This is a genomic window from Arthrobacter sp. BB-1 (assembly GCF_006151685.1).
GTDB lineage: Bacteria > Actinomycetota > Actinomycetes > Actinomycetales > Micrococcaceae > Arthrobacter.
The window spans coordinates 25,615-44,387 of record NZ_VDEV01000044.1 but is presented as its reverse complement, the minus strand read 5'-3'; the positions used below and the strand labels follow the sequence as shown (position 1 = coordinate 44,387).

Below are 18,773 nucleotides of genomic sequence, written 5' to 3'. Positions count from 1 at the left end.
CCAGCACCTCCGGCGAGAAGTTTTGGCCAGGGAGACTGGCCGGGCCTGCAGCAAGGCGTCCTTTGCAGAAGCCGAGCTTGTTTTCGTTGTAGCTGACCAGCAGGTTTGTTGGTCTGCCGGTAGTGGTCCAGCATCATGGAGTGGTTTTCGCGTCCGATGCCTGAGGACTTGTAGCCGGCCGAACGCGGCGCCCCGGCGGGTAGGCGTGGTCGGTGAACCGACCTGCCACACCCGACTTGCCTTCAGGGTCGGCACAACTTTTGAAACAATCCTTGCATGTGTGTAATTTTGTCGCTATTGTATATCAAGGCGGATCGCCACTGAAGCAGAGAACAATCAGAAGGTGAGCAATGAAGCATGTCTCGTTAGTGCTCAGAAATGCCCAGGTGCTTGATGTGCGTTCAGGTGACTATCGCAAGGCCGACGTCGTGATGAACGAGGGCCGCATTGAGAACGTCGGCGTTTCGGGAGCAGTTCCACCAGGTGTTCAGGTGGTCGACGTGACTGGAAAGTTCGTGCTTCCAGGCCTCATCGATGGACATGTGCACGTGACGGCTTTGAACACCCAATTCGAGAGCCTCGATTCAATGGCGCGTTCGTACGTTGCATCGCACGCCATCTCCTGCATGGGAAAAATGCTTAGGCGGGGCTTTACCTCTGTTCGGGATGCAGGAGGGGCAGATTTTGGTCTCGCCCTTGCCCAGCGGGAAGGGCTCTTCTTAGGTCCAAGGCTGTTCTACGGGGGAAAGGCAATCTCACAGACAGGGGGTCATGCGGATTTCCGGCGCCCCGGAGAGCACCATCGGCCTGAATTCTCAAACTGCTGCGCAGGAATCGGGCGCATTGCAGACGGGGTTTCAGCAGTCCGTGAGGCGGCACGTGATGAGCTGCGACAAGGTGCTCACCACATCAAAATCATGGCTTCAGGCGGAATCGCCTCGCCCACTGACCGGGTCGATTCCACACAGTACTCCGAGGAAGAGATTGCAGCGATCGTCTCAGAAGCCACTGCCGCTAACCGGTACGTTGCTGCGCACGCTTATATGCCGAAGGCGATAAATCGCTGCCTCGAGCTGGGTGTCCGCTCGATTGAACACGGAAGTTTACTCGACCAGTCAAGCGTTGATCTGTTTCTGAAGCACGAAGCGATTCTTGTGCCGACTCTGGTAACGCACTGGGCGATGGTTACCTTCGGCCGGGATCACGGTCTCTCGCAGGAGGGTTGGGAGAAGGCCGTTCCCGTGCGGGAGGCGGGGCTTGAAGCGCTGCGGCTCGCAGATAAGAAGGGGGTTAAGATTGCTTTCGGCTCTGACTTGCTTGGTGCTTTGCAGCAACATCAGAACTACGAATTCGAACTACGATCGAAGGTGCAAAGTAACCTTGCGGTCATTCAGAGTGCAACACTACACGCCGCCCACCTTGTTGAGCGCGACGGCGAGCTTGGCGAGGTCTCCCCGGGTGCCATCGCAGACCTCATCATCGTCGACGGTGACCCGCTTGTAGACATTGGTGTCCTCTCCCGTTTCGAAGAGCATCGTGTGCATGTTATTCAAGAGGGGCGTATCATCGCATAATTCTTGAATCTGCCACGCTGGCGGGCACGTCGACCAGTTTTGATACCAGGGGTGCCAGCGGCGCCTGAGGCAGCTTCCGCCATGCCTTGAGCAGGTGCGAAGGCCACAACCACTAATGGCCACCGAGGCCGTGGAAAAAGACTAACGACACCATGCGCCGAGTCGAAAGAAAAGGACTGCACTATGTCAACAAGACGTCGACGATCATTGTCAAAGCCGAGGACGCCCGTTCAATAGATCGCGAACTGGAGCACGCCAGTTCTATCCTTCGTGAGTGAGCCACGGGTTGGGGCCTTCTTGTAACCAGGGTGGACTTCACAACATTCACGGTCGCAATCAGCCCGGACATCCCCGTTTGGTTTTACCCGGGAGCTCGATCTGCTGTGAAGGAGTGTGAGCGCCATTGCATCCTTTATGCAAACAACGCCGCAGCCTCGGATGTCTGGTCTGGCACTCCGCAATGGGCGAAGCTCCGGTCATTATGCGTACCTTGACCTTGGGTTTCCTGTGAACCTGCGCGGGACGACAGCCGGATCGATGAGAGGCCCGGGCCCTCCCTGACGAGGGTGGGTGAGAGGACGTTGGGCCATGTAGCGGTCTACATAATATATCGCTGGGCTCACTCCTGATCTCGAACGTCCCGAAGGCATCGCCGCCCGCTCCCGCCTAGCAGCGGCGCCGGGTACTTTTGACTCAATGTCCAGAGGTGTTTGGACGATTGGGTTGATATCTCAGAGCCCACAACCCTTTCAGCAACCAGTACCTGCGCCACGCCAAGCTCGAGTGAGCCGCTTCCCTGTCGGCGCCAGTTATGCCATAGCCCCGCAGACACCTGTCGGTGACGGTCGAAAACTGAGGTATTGTGATGGCTCACGAAACGGCTCAGTTTTCGACCATCACTGACACCGTCACTGGTGCGCGTGCATGTTCGATTTCGACCTATTTATGCCTTTTGGAGACCCTGCAGGGCGTAGGCCTGCTCAAGGTCTTGGCAAAATAGTCACTTTTATAACCGGTCCCATCGGGTCTTGAGAACCTGGCTCACCGGCCGGGCGTCATCGTCAGGTTAGGGCACACCCCAACCTGACGTCAGCAGCAAGAAAAAAGGGCGCCAGAATAGGGTCTTCAGAGCAGTTCTTACACTCCCCCACCCTTCTGTCTTAGGTTCAAATCTGACAGCCAGCCCGGCTCAGGAGCTTGCGCGGGGCAGGGACGCAATTGGGCAACAGCCTGTTGCCCAATTGTCCAGAAACCGTCTGGACAATTGGTTCCGCTGCCCACACCCGGGGACAATCCTGATGGGTTATCCACCGCTACTGCTGCGAAGGGAGCTATCCTCAGGGCTCCCAATTCCAGCTGTGGACAACCCGGATTGACCACAACTATGGACAGCTTCTAGTCCCACCTTTGTGCCTTGGACTCCTGGCGTCAGGGCAATTCGTCGAGTTTGGTTCGGAGGTTCCTAAACGCCGCGTCGCGCTGCTCTTGGGAGAGCTGCATTAGGGCACATCACGCAGCTCGTCGAGGTTGAAATCGGTGTCCTCCTGGTCCTCGTCCTCGAGCATGGCGAGCATGTCCTCGTAGGTCAGGACCATTATGTTGCCGTCCAGTGGCCGGAATCCGAGTTCGCCCCAGTACTTGGCAAGGGCGCGGCATTCCCTCCGGTGTTTCAGGGATCCTTCATCCGTATCGTCCTTGAGCCCGGGGGCCGCGTGCAGGACGGTGACGACGGTACTGCGGCCGATTGCTCCGAGGATAGCCTTGAATATTTGGTGCCCGGCCCGGTGCCCACGGAACCGCGGCTGGACGCTCACCCAGGACACGATCATCAGATCGCCTTCGAGGACCGGTTCGCCCTCGACGCTGAGCTGACTGGGCTCGGATCCGGAGACGATGAACGCTTCGGCGAATCGGGACAGGTCAGCGCTGTGGGCGTCCAAGGTGTCGAAGAGGTTGACGCTGCCAACGTCCGGGACGAGGTGGACGCTGGCTTCGGCGACGGTGACCCGGCCTTGGGCGCCGGCGTCGAGGGTGTCGTAGTCGGGTTCGAGGATGTCAGCGTCGATGTAGGCGCGAATGCTCCATGACTGCGGGTAGTCTTCGGGACGTTCCCAGGAGTCGGGGCGGGCGGCGTAGTCGAGGGTATACGTCAGGCGCATCCACTCAAGGGCGTCGCTGATCTCGTCGTGCTCCTCTGGCCGCGTGCCAGCATCCACTTCTTTGCCGCAGGTGTGCTCGTTACCGGCCATGAGATTCCTTGCCCGCTCCCCGACAGGGGTGCTCTGAATGTTGTCCAGTGTGCCGGGTTCACCGTACCCGACACTGGCCCTGGCGTGACAGTAAAGCCCTCCCGAATTTCCGGGTGGCCATTCAGGTGGGTAGGTCCGCACGTCGAAGGGACCAACCGGCCGAGCCCGGGTCAGCCCACGTGGATACCGTTGTCAGCGAGGTATTCGCGAGCACGGCCCATCTGCCGGTCGGTAGAGAAGGCGTACCAGTGTTCGCTGAGGTTCTCGTCGTGGACGATTTCCCGGAACCGGAAGAAGGCGCCTTTGCCCTCGATCGCCCGCTCCAGTCGCTCTCGGAGGGCTTCCTCGTGCTGCCTGTCTGCGAAAGCTGCCATGTCCTGCCAGCCGTTCCCGGAACCCGTGCGGTTCAGCCGAAGCCATCGGTCCGGTTCATCCTCTACGCCGATCGCGGTGTCCTGCCCGACGATCATCGGGTCAGTGGCGGCCTCGTCGTACACCTGCCCGGTGTGAAGGTCGAGGTAGCCGCCGGTGGACAGATCGGGGTCCCCTTCCAAGATGGTGCTAAGCATGTCGAGGTCCACGGGAACAACCCGGCATGGCAGCGGCACGCGGCGCAGGGAGGCCAACAGGTCCTCGGCCAGCACGTGGTCACCGGCGCAGCCGCGCCGGGTCAGCCGGTTGATGACCGACAGCGCCACTGGCTCGGCTTCCTGGCGCCTGTGCTCCAGGGCCATCGGTATGCCGGCACCCACCTGCTGGAGGGTGTCATCGATGTCGCGTCCTGTCAGGGCTGCGAGGAAACGGGCCGCGTCTGCTGCCGCGATGGCTTCACGCATTTCGGACAGGGCGAGCCTCGGCACCGAGACCTGTTCGGGCCACGCATGCAGCAGCATCGGATGCGGTTCGCGCGGTTTCGCCGGGACCCGGCTCTCCCCATCATCAGTGGCCCACCGGCGCCCGTATTGGTCTGGGATGCGGCCCCAGCCCCAGTAGGCCAGAGGGGAATCAGGGCGGATACCCAATTCCTCCAGCGGGTCGACCTTTGCCTCCCCAATCACGCATCGGTGCGTCCACGCGTCACCAAGGTCAAACATGAACTGGAACTCAGACCCCGGATCCAGCGTCCGGGCGACCTTGGCGGTCGCGATGTCGATAGCTGTGATGACCGGCCCACCGATGGATCCGGCCAACTCGGCTCCCGTTTCTTTATCGGTTATGACCCGGCCGTCGACCAGGGTGAACATTGACAGGTGCGAGCGGTCCCAACGGGCGAAGGCATCGTTGATGGCGTTGGCGAGATCCATGAAGGTGTGCGAGGGTCCGACCGCGAAGATGCGCCCCGGCCAGGGCCACAGCTCCTCACCCCGACCACCGAGCAGTTCCACCGTCACCGATAACCAGGTTCGCGCCATACCCCAAGGATGGCACGAACCGCTGCGGCGCCCCTTCGTCGCGTTACTGCACGGCTCCGGGCGCCTTCATCCCGCAGGAGGGCGGTGCGCCGCGGGGAGGGCGGGCACGGGATGTGATTTTAGGCGAGCAGGTCCAGGTACTGGGTTCGCGCTTTCATTGCATGGATCAGCAGCTCATTGCCGCTGTCGAACCGAAGGACGACGAGTTCGAGCAGGCGGCCTGCGGGGTCGAATCCGAGCCTGAGCTGCCGGGCCGGGCTGTCCTCGTCGAGGTCCGCAACGTACACCGCGTGATCTGCAGCGTAAATCCCATCCTCCGCGCTGATGCCGTGTTTAAGAGCGGATGAATGCGCCTGCACTACGCGGCGCTGATCCACGCCCGGACGGCTGCGCGGATCGCTTCCGAACGGCTCAGGTGATCATGCTCGGCTCGAGCGGTCAGCTCCTGCAACAGCGAGGCGTCCATGCGCACCGGTACCACTTCGCCGGGGCCCTCACCGACCGGGCGGCGGCCTCGCTTGCGCAATTGCTCGACCGGGTATCCCCGCTCAGCCTCGTCGGCCCACGCTTGGATCATCCCGTCCGTGACCGGCACCCCGTTGATCTTTTCATCACTCACATCCAAATCGTATTACGAAATTGAAACTGGTGGAAGGTCCAAAAGAAGATTCGGTGCTGGCCCGTCCATGCGAACGCCCTTTAGCGTGTCCTTATGGCTGCCAGCTGACGATTCCATGGAGCGCGCCCCAGGGGGCACTCCTCATCAGGTAGACCTGTGGCGCGTCAGCTCGGACAAGCAGCTCACGCCCGAGGATTTGCAAAGCATGACCGCCTGCTGGAAGAAGCAGGGTTTCCAGGCGCGCACTGGAGGGCAGTCCCTGCTAGTCGAAGATTCCTGCTTCGGGGGTCTTGTGGGGAAGGGCGGTCTTGTCCGGGGCGGGGGTTTTGTGTCCGTCGTAGGCGCATTTTTTGAAGGGGCCTTCTTTGTCCATGAGGACGCGCATGTGTGGGTCGGCGTGGTTCAACCACCAGGTGCTGACCCCGAGCGCAGGCTCCAACCGTAGGTGTTCCCAGGCCCGCCAGATCGCTTCCATCCGGATGAGGGCTTCGGGGTGTTTGTACCACTCAGGGCACCACGCGGAGGCTGCGCCTTCGTTGACTTCGCGGACGTAGGACTGGGCCAGGAGGTCAGCGAAGAACTCCACTGCGCTGGAGTACACCAGTTCCGGTTCGGGCTCAGCGTGGCTGTGCCCGCCGGCCGGGGACTGCTCCTCTTCGTCTCCGAAGGCGTCCGCGAACTCTTCACTCACGCCTTGTCCCCGTCCGTCCATGGATTGCGTGTGGCAACAGCCACAGGGGCGCGCGCAATTGTTTCCGTGGCTGCGAGGGAGTCTTTGACCTTTTGGGCGTGGGGCCCTTTCATCCAGGGAATGGTTTCGATCATGGTGGCCGGGGCGCCGGAGGCGAGCAGGATGGCCCGGAACCTTGGCAGCGCGGTCAGGTCGGCAACGGACAGGATCTCGTCCTTGCTTTCCTGCCTGGAGGAGGACGACCCAGTTCTGCTGTGGCTGCGGGAGACGTTGATGTAACTGTATTGGCCGATGAGGCGGGAGAGCTCGTCGAGGTAGCCGACTTCGGAGACGCCGCCGCCGTAGATTTTGACGTTGGATGCTGACCAGAGTTTCCGCATTCCTTCGAGGTTCCAGACTTCCACGCCCTGTGACCAGGACTGCAGGATGGTCATGAGGATGATGCCGCGGGAGCCGTAGTGGCTGTATTGGTCCGGCAGGGCTTTCCACCGGCAGACGTTTGCCGCTTCATCGAGGATCCCGAGCAGCGGGGTTGCGAGGCGCCCGCCGGGTTGGGAGGTGGCGTATTTTTCGGCCGCTTCGACGACGGCGACGGTCAGGGCGGTGACGAGGGGGCCTGCGGTTCCGACGCCTTCGCGGGAGAGGCTGTAGAGCGTGCCTTTGCCGCGGACGAAGTCTTCCGGGACGAACTGCGGACGGGGGTCCGTGTCGACGGTGGTGCCCGGTGTGGGGGTGACCCATTGGCTGACGTCCCGGTCGGTGAGGCAGGAAACCATTTGCCGGGCGGTGCCGTAGACCCCGGCCCGCTGCTTTTCCGGCTCCCGGATGTGGCCGATGACCATGTCAGCCAGCAGGTCAAACCCGGCGGCGCGGAGGATGTCAGCCGGTGCTTCGTCGTGCGGACGGGTCAGCCAGGTGTACACCTGCGTGATCGGGGCGGCGCTGAGCGACGCTGCGAGCAGCAGGGCTTTGAGCAGGTTTTGCCCGGCAGGGTCGAAGTAGGCATCAGGCTTGGTTCCGGGTTCCCGGGAGCCTGCGGCGAAATGCTGGGCCATGTTCCCTGCCGTGGCTTCATTCTTCACATAGGACAGCGGGTTCCACCACCAGGACGGCTCTTCTTCCGCAACGGCCTGCGGGTCAAAGACCCACACCTGCCCGGCCTCGGAGCGGATGGGGCGGGTGACGTCGACGATGTCACGTTTGTTGGACGTGGCAATCACCGCACCGGGTGCGTCAAGGATGGCGGGGACGGCGTAGGAGGTGGTCTTCATCGTGCGCGGCCCGGCGATGAGGATCAGCATGTCCTCCCACGATGCCCAGAGCGGGCGCTTCCCGGCCACGCTGCGGCCGAGGCGGACCCCGGTGGAGTTTTCCACGCCGAGGCGCACGGCCGTTGCCGTGGCGCCCTTGGTCGAGAGGTGGTTCAGGTCCTTGCCCCGGCCCATGTACACCGCTGCTTTGTCCACCCTGGTGCGTCTACTCGCGGTCCGGGACCGGACCACCAGCACCGTCACCACCAGCGCGATCAGGACACCGGCCAGCACGCAGGCCACCACAGTTGCTTGGTCCGGCCAGGGCACCCGGCCCTTGGCGAGCCCGGCGATCAAGTCAATCGGGTGCGCCGGAGGGGCGGCGAGGCCGGCCATCCACGACCCCAGGTGGGCGGCAACCCAGGTGCCGCCGCCGAAGATGGTTCCGGCGCCGATGGCGAGCCAAATCCCCAAGGCGTCACCGAGGCCGGTTCCCTTGCGGTTCGGGGCACTCATGCCGCACCTTCTTCCCTGATCGGAGCTGCCGCATCCAGCAGAATTTCTGCCGGTGCATGCCAGCGCTTATTGGTGTCATTGAGCGAGGCCTCGATGGAGGTTAAACCGATGGTCAAGGGGATGCCTGGGCGGCCGCCGACCTTGATCAGGAACTTTCCCCGGCCCGGGGGTTCGACGTCGCCACCGCGGGAATCCCAGGCGGGCGGGTCCTGCCACGAGATGAGCTTTTGCTGTTCCTGCCGTGAGAGCGGGATCGCAGCGGTCAGCAGCGGCATCTCCGAAGCCGGCAGTCCTGCGCAGATGACCATGCCGGAACGTTCAACGAAGCCGCGGGCTTTCATCCTGTCTTCCTCGGCCGGGAGGGCCAGCAGGTCGGACATGGTGTGGGAGATCATGACCTGCCCGACACCAACACTCCTGTTCAGCCGGGTGAGGGCGTCGACGCGGTCGACCATGCCCTTGCCTGAGCGCAGCGCCCGCCACAGCTCATCGAGGACGACGAAGTAGTTCCGGCGCGGTTCCAGCCCGGCATCGGCGAGGGCGTTGGCGACGTTGACGGTCCCGAACCCGTAGGACCAGCACGCCAGGAGGACCGCTGCCTGCAGGTCGGTTTCGGTTTCGTCGATGCTGGAGACATCGAAGACCACGGCACGGTCCCGCCGCATGGGGTTAGTGGTCTGCCGGGAGAAGATTTCGCCGAGCTTCCCGCCACCGGTCAGGCCCAGCAGGGTCGCTTCCAGCGCCCGGGTTTCCTGCAGGTAGACGGTCATGTCGCCGCGGTCCAGGGCGACCTGGCGCAGCTCGGCCGGGGCCGCGGTGATGACGTCCAGGAGGTCTTTCAGGACCGGAATGCCGTCGAACGTGTCATCGAGCACCCGCAGGGCACGGTCCAGGATGGTCTGTTCCTGATCCGTCGGGGGTGAGTTCCGGCTGATCGTGATGAGGGAGACGACCATATTCAGCCGTCGGCCGTGCGCGTCGGCCCGGACCCGGACGGCCGCGTCGTGGTGCCCTTGTTCTTCCAGCAGCTGGGCGACCTCGACGGCCTGACCGGGATCAAGGATGTTCAGGTAGCCCCGTCCCCGGCCGAGCCGGATGACCTGACCGCCCAGCGCCTGGACCGCGTCGACGTGCTCTGCCTTCAGGTCCCCCAGCACGAGGGGGTGCACGCCCTGCCCGGAAAGGCCCAGGAGCATCCGTCGCACCAGCGTGGATTTGCCCAGCCCGGGTTTTCCGAGGATGAACGCAGAAGGGTTGGAGATCAGGTGGGCGCGCTGAAACCAGCTGATCGGGTCGCAACAGACTGTCGCCTGGGTTTCCTCATGCCGGCCCAGCGGCACACCAATCATCGGCGACGACGTGCCGGAGCTGAACGGCCACAACCCGCACACCTGCACCGTCGTGCCCCGGTACTCCCGCACCGCAGGAACCAAGGCAGCTGCTCCCCCACCGCGGCCGCCCCAACCGCGTGAACCGGGACCCCGGACACGGCCAGGACGCGAGGTCCCCTCCTCCCCCTGCCCGGCGGAAGACTTTTTTGCTGTGTTTACTGTTTTCACTTTTTTCGCTTGCAGGAACGTGAAGCGGGCCATTTAGAGGGCCTCCCTGATTTCGCTGGGCAGCAGGATGTGTTTGGGCAGCACCAGGCCCAGCGGCAAGGACGCGGCGAAAGCGGTGTCCTGTGAGCCGTAGGCGCGGCGAAGCAGGACCCGGGCGGTCCCGGAGGTCTGCTCGATCGCGGCCACCGCATCCGGAAGCCGGGCAGCGTCGGTGACCGTGGCCGTGACGACCATGCCGAAGTTCACGAGCCCGGCACCCTGGGCTTCTTCCTGGGCAGTCTGGGCCGCCGACCGGGCATCGACCAGGGCACGGGCGCTGGGACGGTTCCCGGAGGTGATCCGGACATTGGCGTTGTTCTGGTCCCGCTCCACCACGGCAGCTGCCCGGGCCGAATCCATCGGACGGTAGAGCAGGGAGACGCGCTTGCGATCAACGTCCCCGTGCGGGGCCAGCAGCCGGGACAAGACAGAAGAGTTCACCGAACCCCGCGGCGCACCAGTCATGGTCCAGGAGACAGAGAACGCGCTGTCGTGCCGGTACTCGTCCCAGCCGGCCTGGGTTGCGGTGGGGCCGACCTCGCCCCAGGTCAGGGCGACCGGGGAACCGGACGCGTGGGCTTCATCGATAATCAGCGCCGCGGGCGGGTCGTAGGCAATCCGTACGACCTCGCACAGTTCCTGCGCCGACATTGGCCGGGCGATCCCGGCGCCGGTGGCCTGCAACCGTGCACCCAGCCCAGGAATGCGCGAGGCGATATCGCGGGCGACGTCCTCCGGTTCACGCTTCCGGGACCCTGCACGGAGGGAAGCGGTAAAGGTCAGGGACACCCAGGCCCGCACGGTCGCCGATCCTTCCGGGTAGGTCCGGATAACCTCCCGGAGGATGGCCTTGGCAGCTTCGGGGGCGTTCTCGTCAATGTTCATCTCGACTTCATTGCGCAGCCGGTAGCCGGAGTCCGGGGCCGTCTCGACGGTTACTGCGGCGGCTTCCAGCCCTGCCTCATCGCCCAGTCCGGCGAGCCAACCGCCCCAGTTCGCCACCCACGCATCGACCTGCTCGGGATCCACGAGGGAGGCGCCGTCGGGTTCGGTGGAGAAGATGACGGTGAAGTGGCTGGTGGTCGGTACGTGGAGCATGGCGAAGGGGCGGTTGTAGGAGTCGTTGAACTCATACAGGCGCGACTTCGCCGCCAACCCCGGGAGCTGGTACATGCCCCACTCCGTCACTCCCAGCGGGCCCGAGCGGTACAAGTTCGCCCCCGAGGATCGGGCGAGCCGGAAATTCATCCGGGTAGCGAAACGGTCCACCACGGACTGGCCGTGTTTGTCCTTGACGGTCAGCAGCAGGACCAGCACCCCGGCGACGGCCAGGACGCCCAGACCGGCGAAGAGGCCCCAGATGGCAAAGCTGATGATGCCCAGCAGCAGCCCGGCCATAACAATGCCGGTGCCGATAGCGCCAAGGTCCCCCAGACCTGCGGACCTCGGGACCCGCCAGTTTCCGTAGGACGGTTCCTTGTACTCGGTATTAATTGCTGCCACTAGGGCCCTCCCCCGTTGAATCCTGCGCGGTCTGTTCTGCGGCCGAAGAAGCCCGTGAAGCTACGTGTGCGCCGACGGCGACAGCGACACCGGCCGGACCTGCAGCCTTCGCCGCCCCCGACGCGGCCCCGGTACCAGTGGCTCCGGCCCCCGTCCCTGCTGTCGCAGCACCGGAGCTACCTGTGGTGCCCTTACCGGGGACTCCCCCGGCTCCGGACGCTCGGGCGGATCCCGGTGAAGGTTTAGCGTTGCCGCCGTTGGTCCCGCCGGGACCTTGGCTGCCGGCAGGAGACGCACCATTCTTGGACGGCTGGCTGGGCGGGGTCGGGGACGCATTCCCGCGGCCGCTTCCGCTGCGGCCCAGCGATACAGCACCAGTGGCCATGGCCCCTGCAGCAGCAGCGGCTCCCCCTCCGGAGCCTGATGCGACCGCACCAACCATCGGGGTGACAAACCGCATCAAAGCCGGCAAGGCCAACAGGGCGACGATCATCAAGGCAAAACCCGTGATGGAACCAATCAAAGCGTTCGTGCCGGAAAACGAGCCCATGAGCTGAAACGCCACCGCGTACACGATCGCGGCCGCCGGCTTATAGAGAATGAACGCGATCGTCCAGCCAATAGCTTTCTGAAACCACTGCCGGCCCATCTCCGTATTGGTGAAAGCTGCGGTGGTGGGCAAAATGCCGGCAAGTATCACCAACATGCCGCTGCGGATGACCATAAGGACGATCTGGACCAGCGACGCGAGCAGGCCCACCAGGCCCAGGATGATCAGGATGAAAACCCCAATGCCGGGCTGGTTCACCATGATCAGGACGCTCATGGCGTCGGCGAAGCCCTTGCCATCCGTGGAGCGTTCGATGATGGCTGCTGAAAACTCATCAGCTGCGATCACCAGAATGGAGATCACTCCCAAGCCAAGACCCGCAACCAGAGTAAGGGTTAGAAGAGACCGGAGCAGGTCTTTCAAAGGTGCGCCCCGCTGCTCCCAAATCATCCGAGTACCGCCAAGAATGACGGAAAGAACGGCCAGCGTCAGCGTCCAGTAGGCCAGTTGCGAATCAAGGAAGCCCACTACTGGGCTGGCCGTTACACCATCCTCCGTTGTGAGATTTGTGGTCGGCATACTTATCCAGAACGTGGAGAGCGTTGTTACCACTTGGCTCATTCCCTCCAAAATCGCCTTAGCGAGGTTTCCGATGGCGTCGTCGGCTACACCGGCGGCTACGTTTCCGGCTTCGCATCTCCAGTCCCCAAATCCGCACTCGGCCATGTCAGACCCCAGACCAAGGAATGAAACCGCTTAAGTCTCTGACTTGTGAAAAGTCATTGACCATTTCTCCGGAGTCAGCAACGGCCAATTTCCAGTCGCCGTCTATCCACTCCATCGGCAACACCGCATGTCCAAGGACTCCGTTAGAAGCCTCCATGGCGAGGTCAACGTTGGCCTTCTCGGGCGAGTAGCTTTTCAAGACAAAGCCTCGGAATTGAACGGAAGTCGCCGCACCATTGCTGGAACTGGATGCAGTGGCGGCGTCCTTCATAGCGGCGTCTCTGCCGGGGCCGGGAACCAGGAGCTTCTCTGTGACTTTGACTGTCAGTTCGGGGTTACCTGCAGACGTCATGGCTATTAGGTTTGCGGCAGCATAGAGGGCGCCCGTTGGGGACTGGGCATAGCAATAACGGAACCCGCCTTGCTCCTCTACCCCAGGACCGTAACTCTGAGGCTCGTTTGGTGCAGCGATTTTTCCGACGAGTGCCCATTCCGTTTGAGGGGCACGTCCCAACGCCGTCTCAGAGCTTGCTTTTAGCCCGCATACGCTTTCGCTTCCAGCCCTATAGGGGTCGGAAGCAGAGCTGTTCACTGAGGGTGCCGACCCGGAGTGTGCGTCACCGTCCCCTTTCGGGATGAGGAAGAGGACGATGACGGCTGCTATCAGTGCGACCACGAGGGCGGCCGAAATGATGAATCCGGGTTTGGTGAATGGATTCTGTTCGGTGGTGTTCTGTGTGGATTCGCTCATGATGAACCTCCGAGGGCCGGGTTTAGACGAATGCGCGGACAATGCCGGAGGCGCCGGTGATGATGATGCAGCCGGCGAGGACCCAGCCGAGCTTGGCGATGGATTCGCCGCCTTCGCCGCGTCGGAGCTGGATGACCATGCCGATGCCGACGATGATCACGCCCAAAACGCCTAGGACCAGGCCGATGCCGGAGGCCCAGTTCAGTACGGTGAGCAGGCCCTGTGCCTGGGGAGGCACAACAGGGGTGGGGTTCGGGATGACGCTGGCGGGAAGAGCTGCGATCAAGTTCATGGTGAGACCTTTCGAGGTATGGCGCTGTTGAGCTGTTGATTGATTAGTTGGTGAGGGCTGCGAGATCGGTGATCAGGCGTTGATACTCCCGGCTGAGTGTCCCGGTGTTGGTGTCCCCAAGCCGCCAGGATTCGACCCAGGGGAGCATCCAGAGCCGGGGGGCTCCCCCGCCGATGAGAGCTGCGAACTCCCGCAGAGCTTTGGGTAGTTTTCCCGGTGCATCGGCCAGGACCGCGAGGCCCAGCAGGTTGACGTCTGGAGCTGCGCCGGAGGCCCATTGGATGAGAGCTCTTTGCGCTGCTTTCAGTCCGTGCATGTCTGAGCGGCAAACCAGCAGGACCGCCGGTTTGCTGAAGTCGTCTTCAAGGATGGGCCAGGCATGTTCTGTCGGGCGTGCGCCCTCCACGAGGTGGCTGAGCCGGGTTTCGCCCGCTCCTCCATGGACGCCGGTAACCCAGACCGTTGCCGTGCCGGTGACCGTGCGGCGGGCGAGGCGGTCAGCTGCGTCCGGTTCCACCATCCCCAGGACCGGGCCGTTGATGATCGCCGGCGGAGAAACGTATTCATCTGCAGTGGCCACTTCGGGCTCTGCCGTTTCTGGGCTGGTGATCCAGGGGTTCAGTTGCTGGTTCATCTGCATCCTCCTTTCAGGACTGGATTGTGGCGGTCAAGGGGGTAGTTAGAAGCCGGTGGCGACGGCGGCCGCGGCAGCCAGCCATGCCCGCTGGGTGGCGGGCTGGAGGGCTTCGTAACGGATGGGTCCGTTGACCAGTGCCGGGTCGTAGGGAATCCGGACGACGGCCCTGACGAACGGCTCGAAGCCGTCCGCGATGCGCTGGGCTTCGTCTTTGGCCCGCTTCAACGCGTCCCCCGACATGGCGCGCTTGGCGTCGGTGGATTCGGAGACGATGACGACGGCGTTGCGGGCCAGTTCAGCGTCGTGGCCGCCACGGGATTCGAGGGTTTGCAGCGTGAGCCTGGCGGCTTCTGCGCGGTCCTCGATTGCCGTTACAGGTACGACGAGCTGGTTGGTGTGGTGGATCATCCGGCGCCAGTTCGCTGCCCGGGCGGTGTTGCCTGAGTCCATGACCACGAGGCGGTAGTAACGGGTGAGGACCTGGTGGGCGATGTCGACTTCCTCGGCGGTGACTTCGTGGTCGCCTTCTTCGTTCTCGTCCGAGCGCAGGACGTCGAACTTGTCTGCGGTCTGGTGGTGGACGAACTTGGCGATTTCGGCGGCGTTCGTTGATGGGGAGAGTAGTTCGGTTGAGGAGTCGATCAGGTCCAGGACGCTGCGGTCATGGGCGCCCTTTTCGGTCCGCCAGCCCAGGGTGCCTTGGGATTCGTTGTTGTCCCAGGCGACGGTCGCGGCCCCGCTGTATCGGGCGAGGATGGCCGAGAGCATGACCACGGTGGGGGTCTTGTTCGCACCGCCCTTGCGGTTGACCACGGCAATGGTCCGCGGGCCGGGCCAGTGCTGGCTGACCGTGCGGATATCCTCCCGCTCGGAGAGTTCTTCGGCGGAGGGGTCCATCCGGAACCCCAACCGGGTCAGGGCGCCGCGCCAGCCCTTCGTGGCAGGTTCCAGGACCGGGGCGCTGACCAGGAAGGAGGTTTCCTTCAGGCTGCGCCGGGTCAGTGCCTCCTGCGCTTCCTGGGTCGGCGTGGATGTGGTTTCGGGTGTCAGAGTCATGGATGTTCCTGTCGCTGATGGGACGGTTCCCGGTCCGTCAGTGATCGGCTCGTCTGTGATGGGCGCTGGGATGGTTTCTGCAGCCGCAGGAGCGGGCTGTGCTGCCGTGGGGGTGGGAGCTTCTGCCATGCGGCGGCGGGGGGCTTTGGCCACGTAGGTGACGGACTCCTTAGTGCCGTCCGGGTTTACGATCAGCTCACCTTGGCCGTCGGGGTCATCGACCTGGACCCGGACCGGGCGGTTCAGCGTCTTCGCTTCCCTGACGACGAGGGACAGGGCGTTGTCGCGGAGTTGCTGCAGGGATTCTGCGGCTTTCACGTTCCGGGAGTTGCCGGCGACTACGACCTCGGCCGTGCCGTTGGTACGGACGATGGCGTTGATCTTTGGGAAAGCCGGGACATCTGTCTGGTTCAGGACCATAGCGTTCTACCTTTCTGAAACGTGGTTAGGAGTGTCAGGAAGCGTGTGGTGTGAGGCGGTTGACCTTCCACGGGGCGTCCTTGCCCGTGCGGAGCAGCTGCACCGTGTAGGTCCCGGCGTCGGTCGGTACCGCTGCCATGACTCCGTAGCCGTTGGCTTCATCGACGTTCAGTGTGGCCGGGCCGGTGACGCGGGTGGCTGGGATGTTGGCCGGGTCCACGGCCGAGTAGTCGGCGGTGGCCTGTGGCGTCAGCCAGCGGGCAAGATCGTTGGCCCACTGCGTTTCCTCCAGACCGGGGCGGGCAAAGTCCGCCATGGCCTTTTCAGCGACGTCCTCGGCTGCGTCCTTGCTGGCCTGGTCCCAGGTGATGCCGATCGTGGCCGGGACTGTGCCGCCGGGAGCCTGTGGGCCGCTGCTGGCGCTCAGCGAAACCGGCGCTGAAGGCGTGGCTGCCGTGGGCTCAGCCGGTGCCGGCGTGGTGTTCGCTGCCGGTGCGCACGCGGCGCAGAGCAGAGCCACGGCGATGAGGGCCAGGGGCTTGTTCATTTCTTCTCCTCTTGGGTGGGCAGGTACAGGAAAGCTGACGGAACGGCGTTGCTGACCGTTCGGGTGTAGTAGTTGTGATCGTCCGGGGGCGGGTTGCCGTTGTAGCCCTCTTCGACGTAGGTCCCGTCGTCCTTGACTTCCTTGACCACGGCGACGTGACCGAAGGTAGGGTCCGCTCCCCCGGCTCCCGGTGCGTACCAGACGACCGCCCCGACCCGAGGTGTGGTGCCGGTGGCCCATCCTTTGGCGTCCCAACCGGCCTTCCACGTCAGGGCCGAGCCAAGGCCCTGCCCGTCCGGGCGGAACGTGCCGTTGAGGAACTTGAACGGCTCACCGGTAGACCCCATCTGCTGGTTCACCCGCCACAACGCGAAGTCCACACACTCGCGGTAGAACATGCCCAGCGGTGATGCGGCGGCAGTGCTAGCTCCGACCTGCATCCAGGTGGGAGAGTCTTTCCAGGGGTAGTCATCCCCGGCACCGGACTGGCCCGGGATTGCGCAGTCGCTGCCTTCGAGGGTGAACTTTCCGTCCGCGAGTGCCTGGACGAGCTTGACGGCCTCGGGCCAGTACTTCTGGTAGTGGTACGGGTCGGCGTTGCGCTGGACCTTGTTCCCGGCGAGGGTCGGTTCCAGGAGTTCCCAGCCCTCGACCTTCTGCAGGGCTTTGATGAAGTTCGTGGCGCTGGTGGTTGGGTCCATACGGTCTGCATAGGAGCCCCACGCACCGTTGTCGCGCTGCTGGAACAACCCCCGGGAGTCAGGGCCCGGTCCGTCGCCGTAGTCCAGAACGCGCAGGCCCGACTCCCCGAGGGACACCATGACGCTGATCATCTGTCCCTTCACGGACAGGTTCAGTGCGTTACCGGCACCCATGATCGCCGCGGCGTTTTTCAACTGCGCTTCGGTGTAACCCTCTACCTTGGTATCGCCGTCGATAGCAACAGCGACGGCCGGCCCGCAGGTCGCCACAGCGGACTTTGCCGGGGCTAGCAGCAGGAGCATGGTGAAGATCAGGCCAAAGAAGAGGCCGGGGATGGCAATGACTGCCACTACGCCAAGCGACTTCCGCTGCATTAGGACAGTCCCCCGTCCCGGTTGCGTACCCGGGACTCTTGGCGCCGCAGGGCAACAACCCCGAAATAGAAGGCTTCAAGTTCTTGGGATGCACGCTCACGAAGCTCTCCGTGCATCGGCCACGGTGTGCCGAATGCCAACAAGTCGGTCACTGCCTGCACTCCCCCAAAAAAGACATCGTTTCCACAACTACCAGCACCCGCGGACATTTCTCCACCGAGTGGACACAGCCCGCCATTCTCCACAAATTCAGAACAAAACGCTTGTCAAAAGAGCTCTTTGAGACGGAACTAACTCCAAGACATCACTGCGCTCACTAGGTCGCCTGCCCCTTTCCTATGGCTAACGCGTGCCTTCTAAGACCCAGTCTAGTGCATTTAATGCATTAGTCGTAGCATGTAGTGCATTTAATGCACTAGCATGATCGGGAGGGTAGGTAAGACAAAATAGGAGGATGCCGCGCTATGTCAGTCCCAGCTCACCGATGCCAAAGAAGCTCGCGACGTTGACCGAAATCCTTGGCATTCCCCAGCTGCGGGCGGAAATCCTGCGTTTCCTCTCGCAACACCCGGACGGGGCAACGTCCGGTGAAATAGCGGCCGCTATCGGTACCCGCTACCAAACAGTTCAACGACACTTGGAACAGTTGGAAGAGCTGAAGGCGGTAAAAGCCAGTGTGAAACCGCCGCGCCAGGGCCATCATGTTGTCTTTAAGATCAAGCCCAACGTCTTGGCGGAAGCGGTCGAAAAAAACGCTTCCTACATACAAGGCTCATAACGACACGCCGGGGTAACAGCGTCCCACTTAAGGCAATCGGATTGCTATTGGCTAGTGCTTAGTACCCCGAACTAGGAGGACCCATGGCACGGATGCATAAAGGCGATCGTCAGACCGTCACATCTAAGATTCCGCGGGCGGACGCCGAAAAGCTCAACAGGGTTGTTGAGATCACGTCCGAAAGCCGCTCCGAACTTCTTGCGCGGCTGCTGCATGACCACCTAAAGACCATTGATCTTGATGCCCTAGACGGCCAGGAGGCTTTGCCTATCGCAAAGGCCAGTTAAAAAACTGAAGGCCCGCACTAAAGCGGGCCTTCAAAGCGTATGTAGTTCAGATCCGAAATCTTGGCGGACCACGATCTGAACTTTATCCAACACCCACCCAGTGGGTGGATCTTGTCGTACCCCCCGAGGAAGGAACTGGTCCTATCGTACCGCTTTTGGCATCCGCGTCAACGCACCCCAACAGCAGTGTCGGCTGCCAAGTCGCGCCTGCTGACGCCTGGGTCCTTGCTCCACTTATCGC

The 18,773-nt window shown here is 62.9% G+C and carries 18 protein-coding genes and 1 pseudogene; 3 read left to right on the top strand and 16 right to left on the bottom strand.

Going from position 1 to position 18,773, the window contains the following annotated elements; translation table 11 throughout:
* Nucleotides 1-67: 67 nt before the first annotated feature.
* Nucleotides 68-246, bottom strand: a pseudogene (locus FHJ30_RS22070) (aldehyde dehydrogenase); the annotation flags it as partial.
* A 104-nt stretch (nt 247-350) separates the two neighbouring features.
* Between FHJ30_RS22070 and FHJ30_RS20845 the strand changes: the two are divergent.
* Entirely contained in the window at nt 351-1,574 is a 1,224-nt protein-coding gene (locus tag FHJ30_RS20845) for an amidohydrolase family protein (RefSeq protein ID WP_139031159.1), read from the top strand.
* A 1,499-nt stretch (nt 1,575-3,073) separates the two neighbouring features.
* Here the strand turns inward: FHJ30_RS20845 and FHJ30_RS20840 are convergent.
* From FHJ30_RS20840 to FHJ30_RS20770, 15 genes are all read right to left on the bottom strand, one after another.
* Nucleotides 3,074-3,823 carry a hypothetical protein gene (locus FHJ30_RS20840; protein ID WP_139031158.1) on the bottom strand — a complete coding sequence of 250 codons (750 nt, stop codon included), beginning with the start codon at nt 3,821-3,823 and terminating at the stop codon, nt 3,074-3,076.
* A 170-nt stretch (nt 3,824-3,993) separates the two neighbouring features.
* Nucleotides 3,994-5,235 (bottom strand): UPF0158 family protein, encoded by a 1,242-nt coding sequence (locus tag FHJ30_RS20835; protein WP_139031157.1) that lies wholly within the window; start codon nt 5,233-5,235, stop codon nt 3,994-3,996.
* Between the two features lie 119 nt (nt 5,236-5,354).
* Nucleotides 5,355-5,594, bottom strand: coding sequence for a toxin (locus FHJ30_RS20830; protein WP_139031156.1), 240 nt, complete (start codon nt 5,592-5,594; stop codon nt 5,355-5,357).
* Nucleotides 5,594-5,854: a ribbon-helix-helix domain-containing protein gene (locus tag FHJ30_RS20825; protein ID WP_139031155.1), complete on the bottom strand. Its 261-nt coding sequence runs from the start codon at nt 5,852-5,854 to the stop codon at nt 5,594-5,596. Before FHJ30_RS20825 ends, FHJ30_RS20830 begins: the two co-directional genes overlap by 1 nt.
* Before the next feature lie 262 nt (nt 5,855-6,116).
* Nucleotides 6,117-6,545 (bottom strand): DUF4913 domain-containing protein, encoded by a 429-nt coding sequence (locus tag FHJ30_RS20820; protein WP_240793792.1) that lies wholly within the window; start codon nt 6,543-6,545, stop codon nt 6,117-6,119.
* Entirely contained in the window at nt 6,542-8,311 is a 1,770-nt protein-coding gene (locus FHJ30_RS20815; RefSeq protein ID WP_139031153.1) for a type IV secretory system conjugative DNA transfer family protein, read from the bottom strand. The genes FHJ30_RS20820 and FHJ30_RS20815 overlap by 4 nt, the downstream gene beginning before the upstream one ends.
* On the bottom strand, nt 8,308-9,903 hold the full coding sequence (locus tag FHJ30_RS20810) for a helicase HerA domain-containing protein (RefSeq protein ID WP_139031152.1): 1,596 nt from the start codon (nt 9,901-9,903) through the stop codon (nt 8,308-8,310). Before FHJ30_RS20810 ends, FHJ30_RS20815 begins: the two co-directional genes overlap by 4 nt.
* Nucleotides 9,904-11,412, bottom strand: a complete 1,509-nt coding sequence (locus tag FHJ30_RS20805) for an SCO6880 family protein (RefSeq protein WP_139031151.1) — start codon at nt 11,410-11,412, stop codon at nt 9,904-9,906.
* Nucleotides 11,399-12,688, bottom strand: coding sequence for a hypothetical protein (locus FHJ30_RS20800; protein WP_139031150.1), 1,290 nt, complete (start codon nt 12,686-12,688; stop codon nt 11,399-11,401). The genes FHJ30_RS20805 and FHJ30_RS20800 overlap by 14 nt, the downstream gene beginning before the upstream one ends.
* Before the next feature lies 1 nt (nt 12,689).
* The gene (locus tag FHJ30_RS20795) at nt 12,690-13,439 is read right to left on the bottom strand and encodes a hypothetical protein (RefSeq protein ID WP_139031149.1); all 750 of its coding nucleotides are present in this window, start codon (nt 13,437-13,439) and stop codon (nt 12,690-12,692) included.
* Between the two features lie 22 nt (nt 13,440-13,461).
* Nucleotides 13,462-13,731 (bottom strand): hypothetical protein, encoded by a 270-nt coding sequence (locus FHJ30_RS20790; RefSeq protein WP_139031148.1) that lies wholly within the window; start codon nt 13,729-13,731, stop codon nt 13,462-13,464.
* A 43-nt stretch (nt 13,732-13,774) separates the two neighbouring features.
* Entirely contained in the window at nt 13,775-14,365 is a 591-nt protein-coding gene (locus FHJ30_RS20785) for a DUF6668 family protein (RefSeq protein WP_139031147.1), read from the bottom strand.
* A gap of 45 nt (nt 14,366-14,410) precedes the next feature.
* Nucleotides 14,411-15,844 (bottom strand): chromosome partitioning protein ParA, encoded by a 1,434-nt coding sequence (locus tag FHJ30_RS20780; RefSeq protein ID WP_139031146.1) that lies wholly within the window; start codon nt 15,842-15,844, stop codon nt 14,411-14,413.
* A 34-nt stretch (nt 15,845-15,878) separates the two neighbouring features.
* Entirely contained in the window at nt 15,879-16,391 is a 513-nt protein-coding gene (locus FHJ30_RS20775; RefSeq protein WP_139031145.1) for a hypothetical protein, read from the bottom strand.
* Nucleotides 16,388-17,467 (bottom strand): CHAP domain-containing protein, encoded by a 1,080-nt coding sequence (locus FHJ30_RS20770; RefSeq protein ID WP_139031144.1) that lies wholly within the window; start codon nt 17,465-17,467, stop codon nt 16,388-16,390. Before FHJ30_RS20770 ends, FHJ30_RS20775 begins: the two co-directional genes overlap by 4 nt.
* Before the next feature lie 454 nt (nt 17,468-17,921).
* Between FHJ30_RS20770 and FHJ30_RS20765 the strand changes: the two genes are divergently transcribed.
* Both FHJ30_RS20765 and FHJ30_RS20760 read left to right on the top strand, forming a co-directional pair.
* Nucleotides 17,922-18,245 (top strand): helix-turn-helix domain-containing protein, encoded by a 324-nt coding sequence (locus tag FHJ30_RS20765; protein WP_139031143.1) that lies wholly within the window; start codon nt 17,922-17,924, stop codon nt 18,243-18,245.
* An 83-nt stretch (nt 18,246-18,328) separates the two neighbouring features.
* On the top strand, nt 18,329-18,532 hold the full coding sequence (locus tag FHJ30_RS20760) for a hypothetical protein (protein ID WP_012311495.1): 204 nt from the start codon (nt 18,329-18,331) through the stop codon (nt 18,530-18,532).
* Nucleotides 18,533-18,773 lie beyond the last annotated feature (241 nt).

What these genes read in the sequence shown, in the direction of transcription:
- FHJ30_RS20770 (WP_139031144.1), bottom strand. Translation starts at nt 17,467, where the DNA reads ATGCAGCGGAAGTCGCTTGGCGTAGTGGCAGTCATTGCCATCCCCGGC.
- FHJ30_RS20780 (WP_139031146.1), bottom strand. Translation starts at nt 15,844, where the DNA reads ATGGTCCTGAACCAGACAGATGTCCCGGCTTTCCCAAAGATCAACGCC.
- FHJ30_RS20765 (WP_139031143.1), top strand. Translation starts at nt 17,922, where the DNA reads ATGCCGCGCTATGTCAGTCCCAGCTCACCGATGCCAAAGAAGCTCGCG.
- FHJ30_RS20815 (WP_139031153.1), bottom strand. Translation starts at nt 8,311, where the DNA reads ATGAGTGCCCCGAACCGCAAGGGAACCGGCCTCGGTGACGCCTTGGGG.
- FHJ30_RS20845 (WP_139031159.1), top strand. Translation starts at nt 351, where the DNA reads ATGAAGCATGTCTCGTTAGTGCTCAGAAATGCCCAGGTGCTTGATGTG.
- FHJ30_RS20775 (WP_139031145.1), bottom strand. Translation starts at nt 16,391, where the DNA reads ATGAACAAGCCCCTGGCCCTCATCGCCGTGGCTCTGCTCTGCGCCGCG.
- FHJ30_RS20835 (WP_139031157.1), bottom strand. Translation starts at nt 5,235, where the DNA reads ATGGCGCGAACCTGGTTATCGGTGACGGTGGAACTGCTCGGTGGTCGG.
- FHJ30_RS20760 (WP_012311495.1), top strand. Translation starts at nt 18,329, where the DNA reads ATGGCACGGATGCATAAAGGCGATCGTCAGACCGTCACATCTAAGATT.
- FHJ30_RS20800 (WP_139031150.1), bottom strand. Translation starts at nt 12,688, where the DNA reads ATGGCCGAGTGCGGATTTGGGGACTGGAGATGCGAAGCCGGAAACGTA.
- FHJ30_RS20785 (WP_139031147.1), bottom strand. Translation starts at nt 14,365, where the DNA reads ATGAACCAGCAACTGAACCCCTGGATCACCAGCCCAGAAACGGCAGAG.
- FHJ30_RS20795 (WP_139031149.1), bottom strand. Translation starts at nt 13,439, where the DNA reads ATGAGCGAATCCACACAGAACACCACCGAACAGAATCCATTCACCAAA.
- FHJ30_RS20790 (WP_139031148.1), bottom strand. Translation starts at nt 13,731, where the DNA reads ATGAACTTGATCGCAGCTCTTCCCGCCAGCGTCATCCCGAACCCCACC.
- FHJ30_RS20840 (WP_139031158.1), bottom strand. Translation starts at nt 3,823, where the DNA reads ATGGCCGGTAACGAGCACACCTGCGGCAAAGAAGTGGATGCTGGCACG.
- FHJ30_RS20810 (WP_139031152.1), bottom strand. Translation starts at nt 9,903, where the DNA reads ATGGCCCGCTTCACGTTCCTGCAAGCGAAAAAAGTGAAAACAGTAAAC.